We start from the raw sequence: 21,147 nt of genomic DNA, 5'->3' as shown, positions 1-21,147 counted from the left end.
TTGCACCAGCAGGACCGGACAGCCCGAAAGAATGAACTTCTTTATGAGCTGCCAGCAGCCAGTCAGTCTTGGGCCCGTCGTCCACACCGCAACCACGCGGTGCTTCACCTGGGCAGAATTTCCGCATCTCTCGCTGCCGAGGCCGCTACCGAAATAGCATAGCCGCCGCAGAAATTAATGCGAAGCTCATGATTATTGCAAAGATGCGGCAGGGAGTCAAGCCCCTGCCGGCGGGTGGAGCCTCAACCCGCTTTTTGGCCGGCGTACTGTTGCGCCAGCGCCAAAAATGCCGGCAGGCCGACGTCGTCCAGGCCCAGTTCCTCCTGCAGGATGGCGGCCACCTGGGGCACCACGGCGGCGGCCTGGCGGGCGTCGAGGAAGAGCAGGCGCGAGCGCCGGGCCAGCACGTCTTCCACCGTGCGGGCGTATTCGTGGCGGGCGGCAAAGCGGACCATGGCCTCGCTCAGGCCATCGGCCAGCCAGCGGTCGGCGCCGGGCAGCGCGTTGACCGCGGCCGCCTCGCTGCCGTAGGAGTGCAGGCCCTGGGGCATGTGCATGCTGTGCTGCGCGCCGCCCAGCGGCGCGCCCACCAGCGGCAGGTGCACTGTGGCGCCGCCGGGGCGGCGGGGCAAGGCGCCGGCGGTGAAGCAGGTGTCCAGCACGTCCTCGGCCATGGCTCGGTAGGTGGTCCACTTGCCACCGGTCACCGTGACCATGCCGGAGGCGCTGGTCAGCACCGTGTGCTCGCGGCTCAGGCCCTTGGTGTTCTCGCCGTCCTCGCCCTGGGGCTTGACCAGCGGGCGCAGCCCGACCCACATGCTGCGCACGTCGGCCATGGTGGGGCGGCGGCTCAGGTAGTGGCCGGCTTCGGTGAGGATGAAGTCCAGCTCGGCCTGGAAGGGCTCGGGCTCGCGCGCGAGGTCGTCGCGCGGGGTGTCGGTGGTGCCGAGGATGACCTTGCCCAGCCAGGGCACGGCGAACAGCACGCGGCCGTCGGCGGTCTTGGGCACCAGCAGCGCATGGTCGCTGGGCAGGAAGTCGCGATCCACCACCACGTGCACGCCCTGGCTCGGCGCGACGATGGGGCGGGTGGCGCGGCCAGATTCGGCGCCGTCCATCTCACGCAGCGCGTCCACCCAGGGGCCGGTGGCGTTGACCACGCAGCGCGCCCGCACCTCGTAGCTGCGGCCCGTATCCTTGTCCTCGCAGACCAGGCCGGCGACGCGGCCATTGTCGTGGATCAGTTTCCTGACCGGGCAGTAGTTCACCAGCAGCGCGCCGCGGCGGGCCGCGGTGCGGGCCAGCGCCATCGCCAGGCGGGCGTCGTCGAACTGGCCGTCCCAGTACTTGACGCCGCCCTTGAGGCCGCGCTGCTGCACCGTGGGCAGCAGCTCGCGGGTCTTGCAGGCGCTGAGGAACTGGGTGTTGCCCAGGCCCGCCTTGCCGGCGAGCGCGTCATACATCTTGAGGCCGATGCCGTAGAACGGCGTGTCCAGCAGCTTGTACGAGGGCATCACGAAGGCCAGCGGCTGCGCGATGTGCGGCGCGTTGTGCAGCAGGGTCGAGCGCTCGTGCAGCGCCTCGCGCACCAGCGAGATGTTGCCCTGCGCCAGATAGCGCACGCCGCCGTGCACCAGCTTGGTGGCCCGCGACGAGGTGCCCTTGGCAAAGTCATGCGACTCCAGCAGCACCACCGAGAAGCCCCGGGCGGCCGCATCCAGCGCCACGCCCAGGCCGGTCGCGCCGCCGCCGATGACCGCGAGGTCATAGGTCTTGGGCTCGGACAGGCGGGCCAGCAGTTCGGCGCGCGGGGTGGGCAGAGGGGCGGATGGTTCGGTTGTCGTCATGGGATGCAATTGTCCACGCTTCCGTGGCAATCCTAGGGTTTTCACTAGGATTTCTGAGAGCCGGCCTGGGGCTCTCGAACACCCCGGCCGCGGGCCGGGGTTGCGAAAAAAGGGGCGGGCATGGCGCCCTGCCCCGGCGGCCCGGCCTTCAGCGCGCCTTGCCGTCCTTCCAGGCCTGCAGCAGGGTGTCGTAGGCGATGGTTTCACCCTTGGGCTTCTCGTTGGCGAGCTTGGCCCAGGGCGCACCCTTGTCGGACAGCCACTTCTTCGGGTCTTCCTTCTTGTTGAGCTTGGGCGCGCAGTGGGCCATGCCGGCGCGCTCGAGGCGGGCCATCACCTGGTCCATTTCCTCGGCCAGCGTGTCCATCGCGCCCTGCGGGGTCTTCTCGCCGGTCACGGCCTGGGCCACGTTCTTCCACCACAGCTGCGCGAGCTTGGGGTAGTCGGGCACGTTGGTGCCGGTGGGCGTCCACGCCACGCGCGCGGGGCTGCGGTAGAACTCGACCAGGCCGCCGTACTTGTTGGCGTTCTTGGTGAAGAACTCGCTGCGGATGTCGCTGTCGCGGATGAAGGTCAGGCCCTGGATGGACTTCTTCAGCGAGGTGGTCTTGGCGGTCACGAACTGGGCGTAGAGCCAGGCCGCGGCCGTGCGGTTGGCGTCATGGCCCTGGAAGAAGGTCCACGAGCCCACGTCCTGGTAGCCGTTCTGCATGCCCTGCTTCCAGTACGGGCCGTTGGGGCCGGGGGCCATGCGCCACTTGGGCGTGCCGTCCTCGTTGACCACGGGCAGGCCCTTCTTGGTCATGTCGGCGGTGAAGGCGGTGTACCAGAAGATCTGCTGCGCGATCTGGCCCTGGGCGGGCACGGGGCCGGATTCGCCGAAGGTCATGCCCATGGCGTCCTTGGGCGCGTATTTCTTCATCCAGTCCACGTACTTGGTGAGCGCGTAGACGGCCGCGGGCGAGTTGGTGGCGCCGCCGCGCGACACGCTGGCGCCCACCGGCGTGCACTTGTCGTCGGCCACGCGGATGCCCCACTCGTCCACCGGCATGCCGTTGGGGATGCCCTTGTCGGCGGTGCCGGCCATGGACAGCCAGGCATCGGTGAAGCGCCAGCCCAGCGACGGGTCCTTCTTGCCGTAGTCCATGTGGCCATAGATGGGCTTGCCGTCGACCTGCTTGACGTCGTTGGTGAAGAACTCGGCGATGTCCTCGTAGGCGCTCCAGTTCTGCGGCACGCCCAGCTCGTAGCCGTACTTGGCCTTGAACTTGTCCTGCAGGTCCTTGCGCGCGAACAGGTCGGCGCGGAACCAGTAGAGGTTGGCGAACTGCTGGTCGGGCAGCTGGTAGAGCTTGCCGTCGGGCGCGGTGGTGAAGCTGGTGCCGATGAAGTCCTTGAGGTCGATGCCGGGGTTGGTGAATTCCTTGCCTGCGCCGGCCATGTAGTCGGTCAGGTTCATGATCTTGCCGTAGCGGTAGTGCGTGCCGATCAGGTCGGAGTCGCTGATCCAGCCGTCGTAGATGGACTTGCCCGACTGCATCGAGGTCTGCAGCTTCTCGACCACGTCGCCTTCCTGGATCAGGTCGTGCTTGACCTGGATGCCGGTGATCTCGCTGAAGGCCTTGGCCAGCACCTTGCTTTCGTACTCGTGCGTGGTGATGGTTTCGGAGACCACCGAGATCTCCTTCACGCCCTTGGCCTGCAGCTTCTTGGCGGCGTCGATGAACCATTTCATCTCGGCGGCCTGCTGGTCCTTGGACAGCGTGGAAGGCTGGAACTCGCTGTCGATCCACTTCTTGGCCTCGGCCTCGCCGGCCCACGTGGCCTGCCCCAAAGCCAGGGCCGCGGCGGCGAATGCGATCGCCTTGAACTGCATCTTCATTGCTGTCTCCTCATTGGGAACTCCCCGTTTGCCTTGGAGCGCCGTCCCCGGGGGAGGATCGGGCCGGCGCCTTGATTCACAAAAACCATAGCTGCTGGCGCTTGCCACATCTTTATTTCAAGCATTTTTTGCATTGAAACCCTTATTCAACAAGCGCGAGCAGCTCTCTTTTTTCAACCCTTGCGCATCACCAGCGCCAGCACCAGCATCGACAGCACGAAGCTGATCCACACCGAGGGCTCGGCCTCCAGCGCAAACCACTGCGCCATCTTCTCGCCCAGGCCTACCCAGGCGAGGTTGATGTAGGCGGCCGTGAGCAGGCCGATGAAGAGCCGGTCGCCGCGCGTGGTGGCGATCGGCAGAAAGCCCTTGCGCATCGCGGTGGGCGACTTGACTTCCCACACCGTCATGCCGACCAGCATCAGCACGATGCAGGTGAAAAATACGGCGACCGGCGTGGTCCAGGCCATCCAATCGAACATGGCGCTCCTCCCTTAGACGCGGCCCATCGCAAAGCCTTTTGCGATGTAGTGCCGCACAAACCAGATCACGATCGCGCCGGGCACGATGGTCAGCACGCCGGCCGCGGCCAGCGTCGCCCAGTCCATGCCCGAGGCGCTCACCGTGCGCGTCATCGTCGCCACGATGGGCTTGGCGTTCACGCTGGTCAGCGTGCGCGCCAGCAGCAGCTCGACCCAGCTGAACATGAAGCAGAAGAACGCCGCCACGCCCACGCCCGCCTTGATCAGCGGCAGAAAGATCGTGAGGAAGAAGCGCGGGAACGAGTAGCCGTCGATGTAGGCCGTCTCGTCGATCTCGCGCGGGATGCCGCTCATGAAGCCTTCCAGGATCCACACCGCCAGCGGCACGTTGAACAGCAAATGCGCCAGCGCCACCGCGATGTGCGTGTCCATCAGCCCCACGGTGGTGTAGAGCTGGAAGAACGGCAGCAGGAACACGGCCGGCGGCGTCATGCGATTGGTCAGCAGCCAGAAGAACACATGCTTGTCGCCGAGGAACTGGTAGCGGCTGAAGGCATAGGCCGCCGGCAGCGCCACGGTGAGCGAGATCACCGTGTTGATGGCCACGTAGATCAGGCTGTTGATGTAGCCCGAGTACCAGCTCTCGTCGGTGAAGATGGTCTTGTAGTTGTCCCAGGTGAAGTGCTGGGGCCAGAGCGAGAAGCTCGACAGGATCTCCTCGTTGGTCTTGAAGCTCATGTTGACCATCCAGTAGATGGGCAGCACGGCGAAGACCAGGTAGGCGATCAGGAACAGCGTGCGTTTCTGGAAGCGGGGTTCATTCATGGCTGGCCTCCCGCCGGGCCGCCCCTAGGGAGGCCAGGCCCCCTCGGGGGGCAGCGAACGAAGTGAGCGTGGGGGTCATTGTTCACCTTCTTTGTCGGCCGTGCCCACGCGCTGCATCCAGTTGTAGAGGATGAAGCACAGCAGCAGGATGATGAGGAAATAGATCAGCGAGAACGCCGCGGCCGGCCCCAGGTCGAACTGGCCCACGGCCTTCTGCGTGAGGTACTGCGACAGGAAGGTGGTCGCGTTGCCCGGCCCGCCGCCCGTCAGCACGAAGGGCTCGGTGTAGATCATGAAGCTGTCCATGAAGCGCAGCAGCACCGCGATCATCAGCACGCCGCGCATCTTGGGCAGCTGGATGTAGCGGAACACCGCGAACTTGCTCGCGCCATCGATGCGCGCGGCCTGGTAGTAGGCATCGGGGATCGAGCGCAGCCCGGCAAAGCACAGCAGCGCGACCAGCGGCGTCCAGTGCCACACGTCCATGGCCAGCACCGTGAGCCAGGCATGCGTGGCATCGCCCGTGTAGCTGTAGTCCACGCCCAGCCTGTTGAGCGCCGCGCCCAGCAGCCCGATGTCGGCCCGGCCGTAGATCTGCCAGATGGTGCCGACCACGTTCCACGGGATCAAGAGCGACAGCGCCACCACCACCAGCACGGCGGACGACTTCCAGCCCTTGGCCGGCATGGCCAGCGCGAGCAATATGCCCAGCGGGATCTCCACCGCCAGCACCGCCAGCGAGAAGCCGATCTGGCGCACGAGCGCGCCGTGCAGTTCCTCGTCGCGCATCACCGCGGCGAACCATTCGGTGCCGACGAAGACGCGGCGCTCGGGCGAGATGATGTCCTGCACCGAGTAGTTCACCACCGTCATCAGCGGCAGGATGGCCGAGAAGGCCACGCACAGGATCACCGGCAGGATCAGGAACCAGGCCTTCTGGTTGACCGGTTTGGTCGTTGCGCTCATGGCAGCAGCTCCTCATTTTGGTAGAAGCAGGTGTGCTCGCCCAGCACCTGGAGCCACACGGCCTCGCCCACGGCGGGCAGGCGCTGCTCGCTGGCGCAGCGCGCCTTGAGCACCTGGCTCTGCACGTCGCCGGCCACCTCGGCCGTCAGCATCTGGTAGGTGCCCACATCCTGCACGCGCAGCACGCGGCAGGGCAAGGCGCCCGGCGCGCCCTCGGCCGCCAGCGCCAGGTACTCGGGCCGCACGCCCACCTGCAGGCTGCCGCTCGGCAGCGCCCGCGGCACGGCCAGGCGCTGGCCGGCGATGTCCAGCGCATCGCCCTGCGCCTGCGCGGGCAGGAAGTTCATGCCCGGCGAGCCGATGAAGTGGCCCACGAAGGCATGTTGCGGGCGCTCGAACAGCTCGCCCGGCGTGCCCACCTGCACGGCGCGGCCGCGCGTCATCACCACCACCTGGTCGGCGAAGGTCAGCGCCTCGACCTGGTCGTGCGTCACGTAGATCAGCGTCAATTTCAGCTCATGGTGGATCTGCTTGAGCTTGCGCCGCAGCTGCCACTTGAGGTGCGGGTCGATCACGGTGAGCGGCTCGTCGAACAGCACGGCCGCCACGTCCTCGCGCACCAGGCCGCGGCCCAGCGAGATCTTCTGCTTGGCATCGGCCGACAGGCCCGCGGCGCGCTGGCCCAGCTGGCCGCTCATCTCCAGCATCTCGGCGATCTGGCCCACGCGCTGGCGGATGCGCTCCTCGGGCAGCTTGCGGTTGCGCAGCGGAAACGCCAGGTTCTCAGCCACGGTCATGGTGTCGTAGATCACCGGGAACTGGAACACCTGGGCGATGTTGCGCTGCTGCGGCGTGGCGCGCGTCACGTCGCGGCCATCGAACAGCACCTGGCCCTGCGACGGCACGAGCAGGCCCGACATGATGTTCAGCATGGTGGACTTGCCGCAGCCCGAGGGCCCGAGCAGCGCGTAGGCGCCGCCGTCGTCGAAAGTCATCTTCAGCGGCAGCAGCGCGTAGTCGCTGTCCTGCCGCGGATTGGGCTGGTAGGAGTGCGCGAGGTCGAGTTCTATGCGTGCCATGTTCAAGCCCTCCCGGTGCGCGCGGGCGCCAGCGCCAGGGCGCCGTCGGCGCCGAAGACATAGACCTGCGCCGGGTTCAGGTACAGCGTCACCGCGCTGCCCAGCGCGATGTAGTGCACGCCGGTGACCTGCGCCACCAGCTCGCCCCAGGGCGTGTCCGCATGCACGAAGGTGTCCGAGCCCGAGATCTCGGCCAGCAGGGCGCGGCCGGGCACGGCCATGTCGCCCGGCTGGGCCTGCAGGCGCAGCGCGCTGGCGCGAACGCCCATGGTGAGCGCGCCGCCCAACCCGTCCCGCAGGGACAGCGGCAGCAGCGCACCATCGGGCAGGCGCAGGCCGCCTTCCACGGCCTGCGCGGCCAGCAGGTTCATCGGCGGATCGCTGAAGGCTCGCGCCACGCGCAGCGAGTTCGGCGCGTGGAAGACCTCGGCCGTGGGCCCGTACTGCAGCAGCTCGCCGGCATCGAGCACGGCCGTGTAGCCGCCGAGCAGCAAGGCCTCGCCCGGCTCGGTGGTGGCGTAGACCACGGTGGAGTCGCCCGCCGCGAACAATTGCGAAAGCTCTTCGCGCAATTCCTCACGCAGCTTGTAGTCGAGGTTGACCAGGGGCTCATCGAGCAGCATCAGCGGCGCGCCCTTCGCCAGGGCCCGCGCCAGCGCCACGCGCTGCTGCTGGCCGCCCGACAGCTCGGCCGGGTAGCGATCCAGGAACATCTCGATGTGCAGCCGCCCGGCGAGTTCGCGCACGCGCTGCTCCAGGTTCCTTTCGCCGCGCAATTTGAGCGGCGACGCGATGTTGTCGGCCACCGTGAGCGAGGGGTAGTTGATGAACTGCTGGTAGACCATGGCCACGTTGCGCTCGCGCACGGGCATGCCGGTCACGTCCTTGCCATCGACGCGCACCTGGCCGGTGCTCGGTGCATCCAGCCCCGCCATAATGCGCATCAGGCTGGTCTTGCCGGCCTGCGTGGCGCCCAGCAGCACGGTCACGGCGCCGCTGTGCAGCGCCATGTCCATGCTGTGCAGCCACGTCTCGGCCCCCACCCGCTTGGTGATGCGATCCAGAACCAACTCCATCGCTGTGTCCCCCGGCCCGCCCGGGCCGCTTTGTTGTGTCTTGAGCGAAACGGCGGGAACCGTTTCGATTTCGATCATTTTTGTTCTTTTATGATCGTTTTGAATACAGGTTTACCCTGGATGCTTTCTCTTTTGGTTCGCTTTACAGTGAAAACGCCCTCTACGTCCTCAATCGCGTGAATACCAATCCCCGCCAACTGCAGCTGCTCGACGAAGTGCGGCTGCGCCAATCCGTCACCGTGGAACAGCTCGCCGAGACGCTCGGCGTGACGCTGCAGACCGTGCGCCGCGACGTGCAGCGCCTGGCCGAGCAAGGCCTGGTCATGCGCTTCCACGGCGGCGTGCGCGTGCCCAGCTCCACCGTCGAGAACCTGGCCCACACCCAGCGCGAGACCCTGCATGCCGAAGGCAAGGCGCGCATCGCGCGCGCCGTGGCCGCGCAGGTGCCCAACGACTGCTCGCTGATCCTGAACATCGGCACCACCACCGAGGCTGTCGCGCGCGCGCTGCTGCACCACAAGGGCCTGCGCGTGCTGACCAACAACCTCAACGTGGCCGCCATCCTCAGCGGCAACCCCGAGTGCGAGGTGATCGTGGCCGGCGGCGTGGTGCGCACGCGCGACCGCGGCATCGTCGGCGAGGCGGCGGTGGACTTCATCCGCCAGTTCCGCGTCGACATCGCGCTGATCGGCATCTCGGGCATCGAGCCCGACGGCTCGCTGCGCGACTTCGACTACCGCGAGGTGAAGGTGGCGCAAACCATCATCGACCATGCGCGCGAGGTCTGGCTGGCCGCCGACCACAGCAAGTTCCACCGCCAGGCCATGGTGGAGCTAGCGCGGCTGAACCAGATCCAGCGCCTGTTCACCGACGCGCCGCCGCCCGAGCCGTTTCCGGCGCTGCTGCAGGAGGCCGGCGTGCAGTGCATCGTCGCCGATTGATTCAAAAACAGGAGCTGGTAGCGCTCATCCAGTCTTGAATTCAATGTAATTTGAATTGAAAACCCAACAGGATCAATCGCCAGCAGCTCACTTTTTCATAGAACCCGCACCATGACCTACCTGCTCGCCCTGGACCAGGGCACCTCCAGCTCGCGCAGCATCGTCTTCGACACCCAGGGCCGCACCGTGGCCCAGGCCCAGCTGGAGCTGCCGCAGATCTACCCGCGCCCCGGCTGGGTCGAGCACGACCCGCGCGAGATCTGGCGCACCCAGCTCGCCACCGCGCGCGAGGCGCTGGCCAAGGCCGGCATCGGCGCCGCCGACGTGCGCGCTTTAGGCATCACCAACCAGCGCGAAACCACGGTGCTGTGGAACCGCGCCACCGGCGAGCCCGTGCACCACGCCATCGTCTGGCAGGACCGCCGCGCCGAGCCCGCCTGCGCGCAGCTGCGCGAGCAGGGCCACGCCGCCGCCATCCAGGCCAAGACCGGCCTGCTGGTCGATGCCTATTTCTCGGGCACCAAGCTGCAGTGGCTGCTGAACGAAGTGCCCGGTGCGCGCGCCGCCGCCGAGCGCGGCGAACTCGCCTTCGGCACGGTGGACAGCTGGCTGATCTGGCAGCTCACCGGCGGCAAGCGCCATGTGACGGACGTGAGCAACGCCAGCCGCACCATGCTGTTCAATGTGCACCGCAACCAGTGGGACGACGAGCTGCTGGCGCTCCTGAACATTCCGCGCGCGCTGATGCCCGAGGTGCTGCCGTCGGCCGCCGACTTCGGCCGAACCGATGCCGAGGTGTTGGGCAGCGCCATCGCCATCGGCGGCGTGGCCGGCGACCAGCAGAGCGCGCTGTTCGGCCAGGCCTGTTTCTCGGCCGGCATGGCCAAGAACACCTACGGCACCGGCTGCTTCATGCTGATGCACACTGGCGACAGCTTCCAGACCAGCCGCAACGGCCTGCTCACCACCAGCGCGGCCCAGCCGAACCGGGCGCCGGAATACGCGCTCGAAGGCAGCGTCTTCGTCGGCGGCGCCGTGGTGCAGTGGCTGCGCGACGGGCTGCGCGCCATCGAGCACAGCGGCCAGGTGCAGCAGCTCGCCGAGAGCGTGCCCGACTCGGGCGGCGTGATGATGGTGCCGGCCTTCACCGGCCTGGGCGCGCCGTACTGGAAGCCCGACGCACGCGGCACCATCACCGGCATCACGCGCGGCACCACGCTGGCCCACATCGCCCGCGCGGCGCTGGAATCCATCGCCTACCAGAGCGCCGCGCTGCTGAGCGCGATGAGCCGCGACGCCACCGCCGCCGGCGGCCGCCCGGTGAGCGAGCTGCGCGTGGACGGCGGCGCCTGCGTCAACGACCTGCTGATGCAGTTCCAGGCCGACCTGCTCGGCATCCCGGTGGTGCGCCCGGCCTGCGTGGAGACCACGGCGCTGGGCGCCGCCTTCCTCGCCGGTCTGTCCAGCGACGTCTATGCCGGCACCGATGAGATCGCCACGCTGTGGCGCGCCGACCGGCGCTTCCACCCCACGCTGGGCCGCGACCGCGCCGAGGCGCTGATGCAGCAGTGGGAGCACGCGGTGCGCCAGGCCACCGCAGACTGATCGGCTAGCGCATCGCCCCCGCCAGGCGCCCCAGCAGCCCGGCCAGGCCGGCCCGCACGCGCTGCGGCTCCGCCGGGGCAGGTGCTGCCAAGGGCTGCGCGACCCGGGGCTCGTTCAGCCCCAGGGCCACCAGATGCTCCGGCGTGCATGCGGGCTTGTGCTTGCGCACGAAGGCGCTGCGCAGCGCGTGGTAGGGCTCGCCAGGCTCGAAGAAATTGCGCCGCATCTGCGCCAGCTCCTCGTCGCGGTAGCGCTGCAGCGGCTTGGCCGCCTCGTCGCGCGCCCGGGCCCCGGCCTTGCCGGCGATGCGCTGGCGCAGGCCCGGGCCGGCCGCCAGCGTGGCGGCCAGGCGCCGCACCGCGTCGCCAAAGCCCTGCGGCGGCGCGTCCAGCACGCGGTCGACCAGGCCCAGCGCGCGGGCGCGCTGCGCGCCCACCGGCAACGCGGCCTGGGTCAGCTGTCGCGCCATGGCCGTGCCCACGCGCCGCGGCAGCGTGTAGGTCCAGTATTCGGAGCCATGCAGGCCCATCAGCCGGTAGTGCGGGTTGAGCACCGCGCCCTCGCGGCACCAGACCTCGTCGGCGGCCAGCGCCAGCATGGCGCCGCCCGCGGCGGCATTGCCGCCCAGCGCCGCGACGACCAGGCGGTCGGTGGTGCACAGGATGGCCTGCACCAGGTCGTTCATCGCGTTGATGTTGGCCCAGGACTCGGCCGCCGGATCGGGCGCGGCCTCGATCAGGTTCAGGTGGATGCCGTTGGAGAAGAAGTCGCGCTCGCTGCCGAACACCAGCACCCGCGTCGGCCGCTCGCAGGCCCGGCGCCAGGCCGCCAGCAGGCGCTGGCACTGGGCCGTGCCCATGGCGCCGCCGGCAAAGCGCCACCACAGCAGGCCCACGTCGCCGTGTTCCTCGTAGCGGATCTCGGACCAATCCTGCGCGCCGGCCGGCACCTCGGGCAGCGGCGGCAGGCGTGCGCCCAGCGCATCGACCGCCGGCCGCTTGAAGCTGGCGGGCTCGCCAGGTGCCGCCACCGGCCGCAGGTGCGGCAGCCAGACCGCGCCATCGACCGTAGCGCGGCACACGGCGCCGTCGCGGGTGGCCAGCAGCGTGCCCGGCGCGCCGCGCAGCTCGGTCTCGGCATGGCCGCCGTGCAGGTACCAGCGCTCACCCAGCAGCTCGTCCAGCACGCCGGGCTGCGAGTCGGCGGCGCGCAGCCGGCGCAGCACCTCGGCGGTGCTGTCGCGCGACCAGTCGATGGCGCGCTCGGGCTGGCGCATGAAGCAGCGCCAGCCGGCGGCCAGATCGGCCGCGGCCTGCTTCGCCGGCCGGTGCGTGCGGCTGGCGTAGCGCTCGACGGCCTCCTGCACCGCGGCCACGGCGGCATCGGCCACCTCGCCGCGGTACAGCTCGCTCTTGCCCACCGGCGCCACTTCCAGCGGCCGCCAGGCCCAGACGTCGCCGGCGTCCATCTCGGCCACCGCCTCGAGCACGGTCACGCCCCACTGCGGCGCATCCTGGGCGATGGCCCAGTCCAGCGACGAGGGCCCGCGGTCGCCGGGCGGGCCGGGGTGGACGATCAAACAGGTGTGGCGCGACCAGATGTCCTCAGGGATGGCCGTGGTCAGCATGGGCGCCACGACCAGGTCAGGCGCATGGCGCCGCACGGCCTCGCGCAGCTCTTCGTCATCGCCCAGCGCCAGGCTCACGCCCAGGCTGTGGCCGTGCTCGGCCAGTTCGGTGTAGATGCGCTGCGTCAGGCTGTTGAACGCACTCGCCACCAGCAGGATGTGCATGTCTTTTCCTCCCTACACCCGCTCGCTGCGGATGCCTCCCTGTTTTTTTGGCTTCGGTTATAAATTCTCCGAATGGGCATATTGTCAATCAAATGTGAATCCGCGTCACGGCGAGCCCTTCCGCTACGGCCCGCCGCAAAAGCAAAAAGGCATGCACCTCACGGTGCATGCCTTCTGGCGCTGTGCTGCAGCAGGCGCTGCGGGTATCAGTCCTGCTCGTCAGCCAGCAGGGCCTTGTAGATGATGGCGCCGATGGCCGCGCCAACGATGGGCATGACCCAGAAGAACCACAGCTGCGTCGTGGCGATCGACGGGCCGAACAGCGCCACGCCGGTGCTGCGCGCCGGGTTCACCGAGGTGTTGGTCACCGGGATGGAGATCAGGTGGATCAGCGTCAGGCACAGGCCGATGGCCACGCCGGCAAAGCCGCCGGCGGCGCGCTTGGCGGTGGCGCCCAGGATCACGATCACGAAGATGGCCGTCAGCACGATCTCGGCGACGGCAGCCGCCAGCATCGAGTAGCCGCCGGGCGAATGCTCGCCATAGCCGTTGGTGGCGAAGCCGCCGATGTCCGCGCCGGCCTTGCCGGTGGCGATCACGTAGAGCACGGCACCGGCGGCGATCGCGCCCAGCACCTGCGCGATGATGTAGCCCGGCAGCTCGGATGCCTTGAAGCGCCCGCCCACCGCCAGCCCCACCGACACGGCCGGGTTGAAGTGCCCGCCCGAGATCGGGCCCAGCGCATAGGCGCCGGTCAGCACCGTCAGGCCGAAGGCCAGCGACACGCCCAACAGGCCGATGCCTACGTTCGGAAACGCCGCGGCCAGCACCGCGCTGCCGCAGCCGCCAAAGGTCAGCCAGAACGTGCCGATGAATTCGGCGGACCATTTCTTCACGTTTGTTGCCATGACAGACTCTCCTCCTCTAGCTGCGGCGCCGGGCCACATGCCGATGCCGAAGTGCCTGGAATCATAGGGGGCGGCCATCCTTTGCGTCCGTGAGAAATGTGAACAATAGGGGGAAACCATGCTCGCCCCCGGCCCCATCGCTCCATGCCCGCTGCTTCTCCCGCCCTCCGCCCTCTCCACGATTCCAGGCGCGCCCGAGTATGGGCGGCCTTGATGACAGCGCTGTGGCTGGCCGGCTGCGCCACCGCGCCGCCGCCGGCCGCCATCTGCACCGCAGATGGCAGCGCCTGGCGCCTGCTCGGCGAGATCCGCTGGGACCACGCCATGCAGTTCGGCGGCACCACGGTCGGCGGCCTGTCGGCCATCGATTACGACGCGGCGCACGACCAGTACTACCTGCTCAGCGACGACCGCTCGGCCCGCGACCCGGCGCGCCTCTATACCGCCCGCATACGCTACGACGCCGCCGGCCTGCACGGCTTTGCGCTGACCGGCGTGCAGCCGCTGCGCAGCCCGCTGGACCAGCCCTATGCAGGCACCCGCACGGCGCAGCCCCAAGTGGCCGTGCCCGACCCCGAGGCGCTGCGCCTGCTGCCCGGCGGTGACCGGCTGCTGTGGAGCAGCGAGGGCGACTTCGCCCGCGGCTTCGGCCCCGAGCTGAACGAGATGCAGGCCGATGGCCACTGGCTGCGCAGCTGGACCTTGCCGGCGCAGCTGCAGCTGCCCCAACCCCGCGTGCGCGGCCAGGGCCCGCGCAACAACTTCACGTTCGAGGGCATCGCCGTGGACGACGACCGGCGCACGGTCTGGGTCTCGATGGAAGCCCCGCTGCAGCAGGACGGCCCCCTGCCCCGCCACGGCCAGCCCGGCGGCCCGGTGCGCCTCACCGCCTTCGATGCCGCGAGCGGCCAGGCGCTGCGCCAGATCGCCTACCAGCCCGATGCGCTGCCCGCCGATGCGCCGCCGCTGCTGCCGCAGGCCGCCGTCAACGGTGTGAGCGAGATCCTGGACGACGGCCCCGGGCAGCTGCTGGTGCTGGAGCGCTCGTACGTGCTGGGCCACGGCTTCGGCGCGCGGCTGTACCGCATCAGCACCCGCATCGCGGGCGACGCCGCCAGCGACACGTTGGCGCTCGCGCAGCTCGTCCCCGGCAACCACCGCGTGGCGGCCAAGACCCTGGTGCTGGACTTCGCCGCGCTGGGCCTGCGCAGCGTGGACAACCTCGAGGGCATGGCCTGGGGCCCGCGGCTGGCCGGCGGCGAGCGCGTGCTGCTGGTGCTGAGCGACGACAACTTCAACCCGGCCGAGGTGACCCAGCTGGTCGCGCTGGCCGAGGCCGGGCGGTGCGGCGCGCCATACGGCACGCCATAATGCAAGGCTGACCCGCTTCATCCGCCCGCACCTTCCATGACCGCCTCGACCTCCACCCCCTTCACCTTTCCGCCCATCGCCTTCATCGGCGGCGGCAACATGGCCAGCGCCATCATCGGCGGGCTGATCCGCCAGGGCGCGCCGGCCGCGCGCATCACCGTGGTCGAGCCCTTCGAGGCGCAGCGCCAGAAGCTGCGCGAGCAGTTCGGCGTGCAGGTGCTCGAAGCCGCCGGCAGCGCGCTGGCCGATGCCGCGCTGGTGGTCTGGGCCGTCAAGCCGCAGACCTTCAAGGAGGCCGCGGCCGCCGTGGCACCGCATGCCACCCGCGCCCTGCACCTGAGCGTGGCCGCCGGCATCCGCTCGGACAGCATGGCCCAGTGGCTGGCCACCGACCACATCGTGCGCGCCATGCCCAACACGCCGGCGCTGGTGGGCCTGGGCATGACCGGCCTGTTCCCGCGCCCCGGCGTCAGCGCGGCGCAAAAGCAACTGGTCGAACAGGTGATCGCCACCACCGGCCAGTACCTGTGGGTGCAGCAGGAAGGCCAGCTCGACGCGGTCACCGCGCTGTCCGGCTCGGGCCCGGCCTATGTCTTCTACTTCCTCGAGGCCATGGCCCAGGCCGGCACCGACATGGGCCTGTTGCCCGAGCAGGCGCACCAGCTCGCGGTGGGCACCTTCGTCGGCGCCTCGCAGCTGGCCGCGCAATCGAGCGAGCCGCCGGCCGTGCTGCGCGAGCGCGTCACCAGCAAGGGCGGCACCACCTATGCCGCGCTGGAGAGCATGCGCGCCAGCCACATCGCCGAGCACTTCGTCACCGCGATGCGCGCCGCCGAAAAGCGCGCCACCGAGCTGGGCGACGAGTTCGGGCGGTAAACCGGCGCCCTTACAAGGCGTAGCTCCGGGACTATCAAAAAACAGAGCTGCTGGCGCTTGGTACGCAAGGATTTTCAAATACTTTTATATCGAAATCCTTGCAGAATAAGCGCCAGCAGCTCCTTTTTTTGACTACTTGCGGCCACCGAACAGCTCCGCGATCCGGGCCTGCAGCCGGTCCAGGCCCTCGCCGAGTTCTTCCTTCCAGTTGTCGAACTTGCCCTGCCACTCGTCCTTCTGCTGCTCGTGCAGCACCCGGCGCGCCTCGCGGCTGGCGGCCTCGTGGGCCTGACTCTGTGCATCGACCTCGGCCTGCACGGCCGCCAGCGGCCGGCGCAGCACCGTGCCCTGCAGGCCGGCGGCCAGCTGGTCCACCGCCTCGGCCGACGACTCCTGCACCACCGCGATCAGCGAGGTCGAGCCCACCGGCATCGCGCGCATCATCTGGTCGATCATGCTCAGCCGGTCCTGCACCTTGTCGAGCGAAACCGAGCTGCCAATCACCGCGCCCGACATGCCGCCCAGCAGCATGCCCAGCGGCCCCGCCAGCAGCCCGATCACCGCGCCCAGCAGCGTCCCGGTCAGCGGCCCCGAGGCCATCTCGCCGTCGCTCGCGCCGTCCTTGACGACGAGGCGGCCGTCGGCCTCGCGCGCCACCACGGCCGCGGTCTCGACATGAACGCGCTCCTGCACGCCCGCGGCCTTCAGCTCCGACAGTGCCTGGTAGGCCTTGCTGGCCTCGGCAAAGCTCAGCACCACCACGTTCTGGTCCATGCGTATCCTCCTTGGGTCCATACGGATGGCCCCACGGTAGCGGATGGCCCCGGGCGGCGCAAACAAAACGGCCGTGCTGGCGAAGTTGTCCGACACGGGTTCGCACAAAACACAATGCGTATATTCAACACAAATATTCTACGCAAAGCGTATAATCCCGCCGACATTTGCCGACAGGACACCGCCATGGACAGCCAACAGGACTTTTTGCGCGACGCGATGCGCCGCATGAATCTGACGCGCGACGCGTTCGCCGAGCGCCTGGGCGTGCGCCGCCGCACGCTCGACACCTGGCTGCTGCCCGAGGCCTCGGGCGAAGCCCGCGCCATGCCCGACATGGCGCAGAAGTTCGTCTCCGAGATCCTGTCGCGCGAAGCCTCGGGCCAGGACGCCAAGAAGCACGCCAAGCCGCTGGCCGAGCGCATGGCGGCCGACGGCCGGCCGCAGCTGCTGTCGGTGTCGCAGTTCGAGCGCGAGAGCCTGGAAGAGCTGTTTCGCATCACCGACCTGATGCAGCCCATCGCGCGCCGCCACAAGGTGAGCCGCGTGCTCGAGGGCGCCGTGCTCGGCAGCCTGTTCTTCGAGGCCAGCACCCGCACCCGCGTGAGCTTCGGCGCCGCCTTCTGCCGCCTGGGCGGCTCGGTGTGCGACACCACCGGCTTCACCTTCTCGTCCATGGCCAAGGGCGAGTCCATCTACGACACCAGCCGCGTGATGGCCGGCTACGTCGATGCGCTGGTCATCCGCCACCCCGAGCAGGGCTCGGTGGCCGAGTTCGCGCGCGCCACCAACATCCCGGTCATCAACGCCGGCGATGGCCCGGGCGAGCACCCCAGCCAGGCCATCCTGGACATGTACACCATCCAGCGCGAGTTCTCGCGCCTGGGCAAGCTGATGGACGGCGCGCACATCGCCATGGTCGGCGACCTGAAGTACGGCCGCACCGTGCACTCGCTGATCCGCCTGCTGTCGCTGTACCAGGGCATGAAGTTCACGCTGATCTCGCCGTCGTCGCTGGAAATGCCCGCCTACCTGGTGGACCTGGCCTCGAAGAACGGCCACGTGGTGCAGGTCTCGTCGTCGCTGCAGGACCTCAAGGGCGCCGACGTGGTCTACGCCACGCGCATCCAGAAGGAGCGCTTCGAGGGCGAGAACATCGAGGGCTACACGCCCGAGTTCCAGGTGCAGAAGTCGCTGGTGGACGCGGTCTGCAAGCCCGACACCATCATCATGCACCCGCTGCCGCGCGACGCCCGCCCCGGCGCCAACGACCTCTCGACCGACCTGAACCTCGACCCGCGCCTGGCCATCTTCCGCCAGACCGACAACGGCATCCCCGTGCGCATGGCACTGTTCGCGGTGCTGATGGGCGTGGAGAACCAGGTGGCGCGCTCGATGCGCGATGTCACCTGGCGCTCGCCGGCCTTTGTCGGCCCGGACGATGCGGTGTTCGACACTTTGGATTAAACTACTGCTTACAACTTTGCAGAGGGGGGCGCCCGCCACAAGCGCCTGGTAACGATTTTTTCTGCGACTCCAGTGTTTAGCGGCCATCGACTCGATGGCCGCTTTTTTATGCGCCGTGGTCAGCGGCGGCGCCGGCGCACCCCCGCTGCCGCGAGCGCCAGCAGACCGCCCAGCAGGCCCAGCGCGGCCGGGCCGGTCGCCGGCACCGGCGTGGCCACGGGCGTGCCCGGTCTGGGGTCGGCGGCCAGGCGGCCGGCAGCGCCCGGGTCCGCGATGCGGCCGTTAGCTGCCAGGTCATCATCGCCATCGGCGCCATCGCTGAGCTGCACCGTCAGCACCTTGCCGCTGACCGTGGCCGGCAGGCTGTACCAGTGCGGCTGCGGGTTCGCGGCGGTGGGGCCCCACTTCCAGTACTGCGTGCCGGCCGGCAGCGCCTCGGGGTAGGTGATGCGCAGCGTGGCCGCGCCGCCGGGCGTGCAGCCGGTCGCCGCCCATTGCAGCGGCGCGTGCAGCAGTTCCAGCCCGCGCGGCAGCGGCCCGTGGCCGCCGGCGCTGACCGCGGGCGCCGCCTCGAAGCGGCACTGCGCCTCGCTCGCCAGCGCCAGGTTCAGCGCCGGACCGGACGGCAGCTGCACCTCGTAGTCCGGGGGATCGACGGGCACGACCGGCGGGTCGAGCCGCAGGCCGACGACGATGGGGTTGTGGTCGCTGGAGCGGTAGGCGTCGTCCGCGTAGTAGGCCGCCACCTGCGCCGGGCTCTTGTAGTTGGTGTTGTAGTCCAGCACCGGCGGCTCTTCGGCGTTGATGTGCCACTTGACCGCGTTGCCCACCTTGGCCGCCAGCGCGGGGCTGACGAACACATGGTCGAGCGCGCCCCACAGCCCCTGGAAGCCGTACGAATACTGGCCCGGCGCCAGCTTGGCGTAGCCCTGGCCTTCGAGGTAGGCGATGGGGTCTTCCTTGGCGTAGGCGTTGAAGTCGCCCAGCAGCAGCAGCTTGTCGGTGGCCACCGTGGTGGGTGTGCCCTGCAGCCAGGCCTGCAGCTGCGTCACCGCGCGCATGCGCGCGAGGTTGTTCGCACCCTGGCCGTCGCCGGTGTCGGGGTCGTTCACGCTGCCCTTGGACTTGAGGTGGTTGGCCACCACCGTGAAGCGCTCGGTGCCGCCGTCCTTCAGGTCGACCTCGAAGGACTGCGCCAGCGGTACGCGGCTGCCGTAGGCGGCGGTGAAGGCGTCGTACTGGCTGTCGTCGGCCACCGCGGCCTGGCCCACCGGGCGCACGCGGTCGAGCCGGTAGACCAGGGCCACGCTGATCGCATCGCGCCCGGCCGCGGGCACCTGCTTGCCGCCGCCCGCATCGAACGGTCCGCGCACGAAGGCGAAGACCGCGCTGCCATGGCGCTGGTTCATCGCCGCCACCAGCGTGGCCAGCGCGCCGTCATCGGCAAAGCCGTTGTTCTGGATCTCCATCAGGCCGTAAACGTCGGCGTCCAGGCCCAGCAGGTTGGCCACGACCTTGTCGCGTTGGCGGGCGAACTCCTGGGCGTTGTCGGCGCCGCGTCCTTCCAGCGAATCGCCGAAGGGGTTGCTGAAGCGCGCCTTGCCCAGCGTGGTGAAGAAGTTCAGTACGTTGGCCGACGCGACCTTGACCGTGGCCTCGCCCACGGCCTGCTGCAGCGCCTGCACCGTGGGGCGCTCGTCGCCCTCGTACACCGGTGCCTGCGTGGGCTGCAGGCGGTAGCTGGTCTGGTGCGCGGCCTCGGTGCCGGCGACGAACTGGTCGAGGATGCCCACGACCTCGGGCGTGCGGTCGCCGGCGCGCAGCGGGTTGGCGGCGCTCAGCGGCTGGCCGCCGCGGCCCGGCAGCGCGGCCGGGTTCTGGCTGCCGTTGCCGTCGTCGACGATGATCTGGTTGCGCAGCTGCGCGGCGATGAAGGCCTGGTTGCCCGTGTAGCTGGGCGCATGCTGCTCGGTGTACTGCGGCAGCAGGCCGCCGCTGGCGAGCACCACGGTGCCGAAGCGGCCCAGCGTGTAGTTGTCGGTCACCACCAGCGGGCCGTCGGCGGCGCGCACGCGCACGCGCATGCCTTCGTAGCTCTCCCACAGCGCGGCGTCGGCGAGGGGCAGCGACAGTTCCACCGCTGCCGGCAGCGCCGACAGCGCGCCGCCGTTCAGCACGCTGAAGCTGGTGAGGTTGCCAAGCTGGGTCTGCTCCTTGTACTCATCCACCGTGGCGGTGAACTGCACCACCTGGCCCACGCCCACGTCCACGGGCTGGTTGCCGTAGTACGCGAACACGCCTTCCGACGTGGCGGCGTCGCCGTCGTCATCCTCGGGCAGCGACTGCAGGAAGAAGCCGTTCAGCTGCGGGAAGTGGGCCGTGACTATGCCTTTCACCACCACGCTCTTGCCCTTGAGCGGCGATGCCGCCACCGCGCCCTGCACGGCGGAGATCTTGGCGGCGACGGGGCCGGGAGGCGTCGTGCCACCGCCTCCTCCGCCACCGCCATCGGTCACGTCGAAGGCATCGGGCGGCGCCGGCACCGCGGTGGCATCGCCCGTCCAGTTGCCGGCGGCGCCGATGGCAGCGCGCAACTCGGCGGCCGTGCCCTGGCGCAGCAGGGCGCTGTAGGCGTAGTTGTCCTTCTGGGCCAGCGCCAGCGCCGTGGTGCCGGCCAGCAGCCCCGGCGGCAGGGCCGAGGTGTTGCTGTTCGCGGCATCGGCCTGCCAGCCCCCGCCCGAGGTGTTGTTCACCGCGTACAGCACGCTGGGCGCGGCCTCGCTGCCCTGGTAGACGATCAGGCTGTCGCCGCCCGAGGCCAGGTTGAACGAGCCCGCGACGGAGACGCTGCCCGCGCTGGCCGTGGGCGCCTTGGTATCGGCGCTGCCCAGGTGCACCACCGTGCCCGCCGGCAGCGCTGCAGTGGCCTTCCAGACCAGCATACCCTCGCCCGAGCGGAAGCCGCCGGCCTGCAGCCAGCCGTTGTCGGTGATGCGGATTTCGGTGCCGGCGTCCACGCCGCGCAGCAGCAGCAGGCTCACGCCGTCGGGCGTGTCGGAGCGAAAGCCGACCACGGCTACGTCGCCCGGCTGCAATGCGGTCTGGGCAGATGCAGGCAAGGCCGCCAGTGCCAGCGCACTGGCCAGGAAAAACGGGGAAGACAGGCGCGCCGGGGTGCGGCACACGGAAGCTATCGATCGCAGGGCAAACATGGCAGCCAACGCTGGTTGTTGAGTAAACAACCATTTTTGGCCGC

The 21,147-nt window shown here is 69.2% G+C and carries 16 protein-coding genes; 5 read left to right on the top strand and 11 right to left on the bottom strand.

Translation table 11 applies throughout. The annotated features are described in order from the left end of the window. Positions 1–242: 242 nt before the first annotated feature. From ACYVKR_RS05585 to ACYVKR_RS05555, 7 genes are all read right to left on the bottom strand, one after another. A complete protein-coding gene (locus ACYVKR_RS05585; protein ID WP_460479813.1) occupies positions 243–1,847 on the bottom strand; it encodes a glycerol-3-phosphate dehydrogenase/oxidase in 1,605 nt (534 codons plus the stop codon). Between the two features lie 148 nt (positions 1,848–1,995). Continuing rightward, complete coding sequence (locus tag ACYVKR_RS05580) at positions 1,996–3,729, bottom strand: ABC transporter substrate-binding protein (RefSeq protein WP_460479812.1); 1,734 nt, start codon at positions 3,727–3,729, stop codon at positions 1,996–1,998. 173 nt (positions 3,730–3,902) lie between these two features. Beyond that, a complete protein-coding gene (locus tag ACYVKR_RS05575; protein ID WP_460479811.1) occupies positions 3,903–4,211 on the bottom strand; it encodes a DUF2160 domain-containing protein in 309 nt (102 codons plus the stop codon). A gap of 12 nt (positions 4,212–4,223) precedes the next feature. After that, positions 4,224–5,036 carry a carbohydrate ABC transporter permease gene (locus tag ACYVKR_RS05570; RefSeq protein ID WP_020227947.1) on the bottom strand — a complete coding sequence of 271 codons (813 nt, stop codon included), beginning with the start codon at positions 5,034–5,036 and terminating at the stop codon, positions 4,224–4,226. Positions 5,037–5,111: 75 nt separating this feature from the next. Beyond that, a complete protein-coding gene (locus ACYVKR_RS05565) occupies positions 5,112–6,002 on the bottom strand; it encodes a carbohydrate ABC transporter permease (protein WP_460479810.1) in 891 nt (296 codons plus the stop codon). After that, positions 5,999–7,081 carry an ABC transporter ATP-binding protein gene (locus ACYVKR_RS05560; RefSeq protein WP_460479809.1) on the bottom strand — a complete coding sequence of 361 codons (1,083 nt, stop codon included), beginning with the start codon at positions 7,079–7,081 and terminating at the stop codon, positions 5,999–6,001. The genes ACYVKR_RS05565 and ACYVKR_RS05560 overlap by 4 nt, the downstream gene beginning before the upstream one ends. A gap of 2 nt (positions 7,082–7,083) precedes the next feature. Further along, the gene (locus tag ACYVKR_RS05555) at positions 7,084–8,157 is read right to left on the bottom strand and encodes an ABC transporter ATP-binding protein (RefSeq protein ID WP_460480077.1); all 1,074 of its coding nucleotides are present in this window, start codon (positions 8,155–8,157) and stop codon (positions 7,084–7,086) included. Between the two features lie 176 nt (positions 8,158–8,333). Here ACYVKR_RS05555 and ACYVKR_RS05550 point away from each other — a divergent pair, with 176 nt between their 5' ends. Beyond that, a complete protein-coding gene (locus ACYVKR_RS05550) occupies positions 8,334–9,098 on the top strand; it encodes a DeoR/GlpR family DNA-binding transcription regulator (RefSeq protein WP_460479808.1) in 765 nt (254 codons plus the stop codon). A gap of 111 nt (positions 9,099–9,209) precedes the next feature. Beyond that, positions 9,210–10,703 (top strand): FGGY family carbohydrate kinase, encoded by a 1,494-nt coding sequence (glpK, locus tag ACYVKR_RS05545; protein ID WP_460479807.1) that lies wholly within the window; start codon positions 9,210–9,212, stop codon positions 10,701–10,703. Positions 10,704–10,707: 4 nt separating this feature from the next. On the opposite strand, the gene ACYVKR_RS05540 is transcribed toward glpK, so the two are convergent. Then, on the bottom strand, positions 10,708–12,495 hold the full coding sequence (locus ACYVKR_RS05540; RefSeq protein ID WP_460479806.1) for an enoyl-CoA hydratase-related protein: 1,788 nt from the start codon (positions 12,493–12,495) through the stop codon (positions 10,708–10,710). Positions 12,496–12,701: 206 nt separating this feature from the next. Further along, complete coding sequence (gene aqpZ / locus ACYVKR_RS05535; RefSeq protein ID WP_460479805.1) at positions 12,702–13,403, bottom strand: aquaporin Z; 702 nt, start codon at positions 13,401–13,403, stop codon at positions 12,702–12,704. Positions 13,404–13,616: 213 nt separating this feature from the next. Between aqpZ and ACYVKR_RS05530 the strand changes: the two genes are divergently transcribed. Then, on the top strand, positions 13,617–14,774 hold the full coding sequence (locus ACYVKR_RS05530) for an esterase-like activity of phytase family protein (RefSeq protein ID WP_460479804.1): 1,158 nt from the start codon (positions 13,617–13,619) through the stop codon (positions 14,772–14,774). A 36-nt stretch (positions 14,775–14,810) separates the two neighbouring features. Next, positions 14,811–15,650 (top strand): pyrroline-5-carboxylate reductase family protein, encoded by an 840-nt coding sequence (proC, locus tag ACYVKR_RS05525; RefSeq protein ID WP_460479803.1) that lies wholly within the window; start codon positions 14,811–14,813, stop codon positions 15,648–15,650. A 132-nt stretch (positions 15,651–15,782) separates the two neighbouring features. Here proC and ACYVKR_RS05520 read toward each other — a convergent pair whose 3' ends face one another. Further along, on the bottom strand, positions 15,783–16,424 hold the full coding sequence (locus tag ACYVKR_RS05520; RefSeq protein ID WP_460479802.1) for a DUF1269 domain-containing protein: 642 nt from the start codon (positions 16,422–16,424) through the stop codon (positions 15,783–15,785). A 186-nt stretch (positions 16,425–16,610) separates the two neighbouring features. On the opposite strand from ACYVKR_RS05520, the gene ACYVKR_RS05515 reads away from it, so the two are divergent. Beyond that, complete coding sequence (locus ACYVKR_RS05515) at positions 16,611–17,891, top strand: aspartate carbamoyltransferase (protein ID WP_460479801.1); 1,281 nt, start codon at positions 16,611–16,613, stop codon at positions 17,889–17,891. 119 nt (positions 17,892–18,010) lie between these two features. Here ACYVKR_RS05515 and ACYVKR_RS05510 read toward each other — a convergent pair whose 3' ends face one another. After that, positions 18,011–21,103 carry an ExeM/NucH family extracellular endonuclease gene (locus ACYVKR_RS05510; protein ID WP_460479800.1) on the bottom strand — a complete coding sequence of 1,031 codons (3,093 nt, stop codon included), beginning with the start codon at positions 21,101–21,103 and terminating at the stop codon, positions 18,011–18,013. Positions 21,104–21,147: the final 44 nt, after the last annotated feature.

It is taken from the genome of Comamonas humi (assembly GCF_054782535.1).
This window is presented reverse-complemented; position numbering and strand designations above follow the sequence as displayed.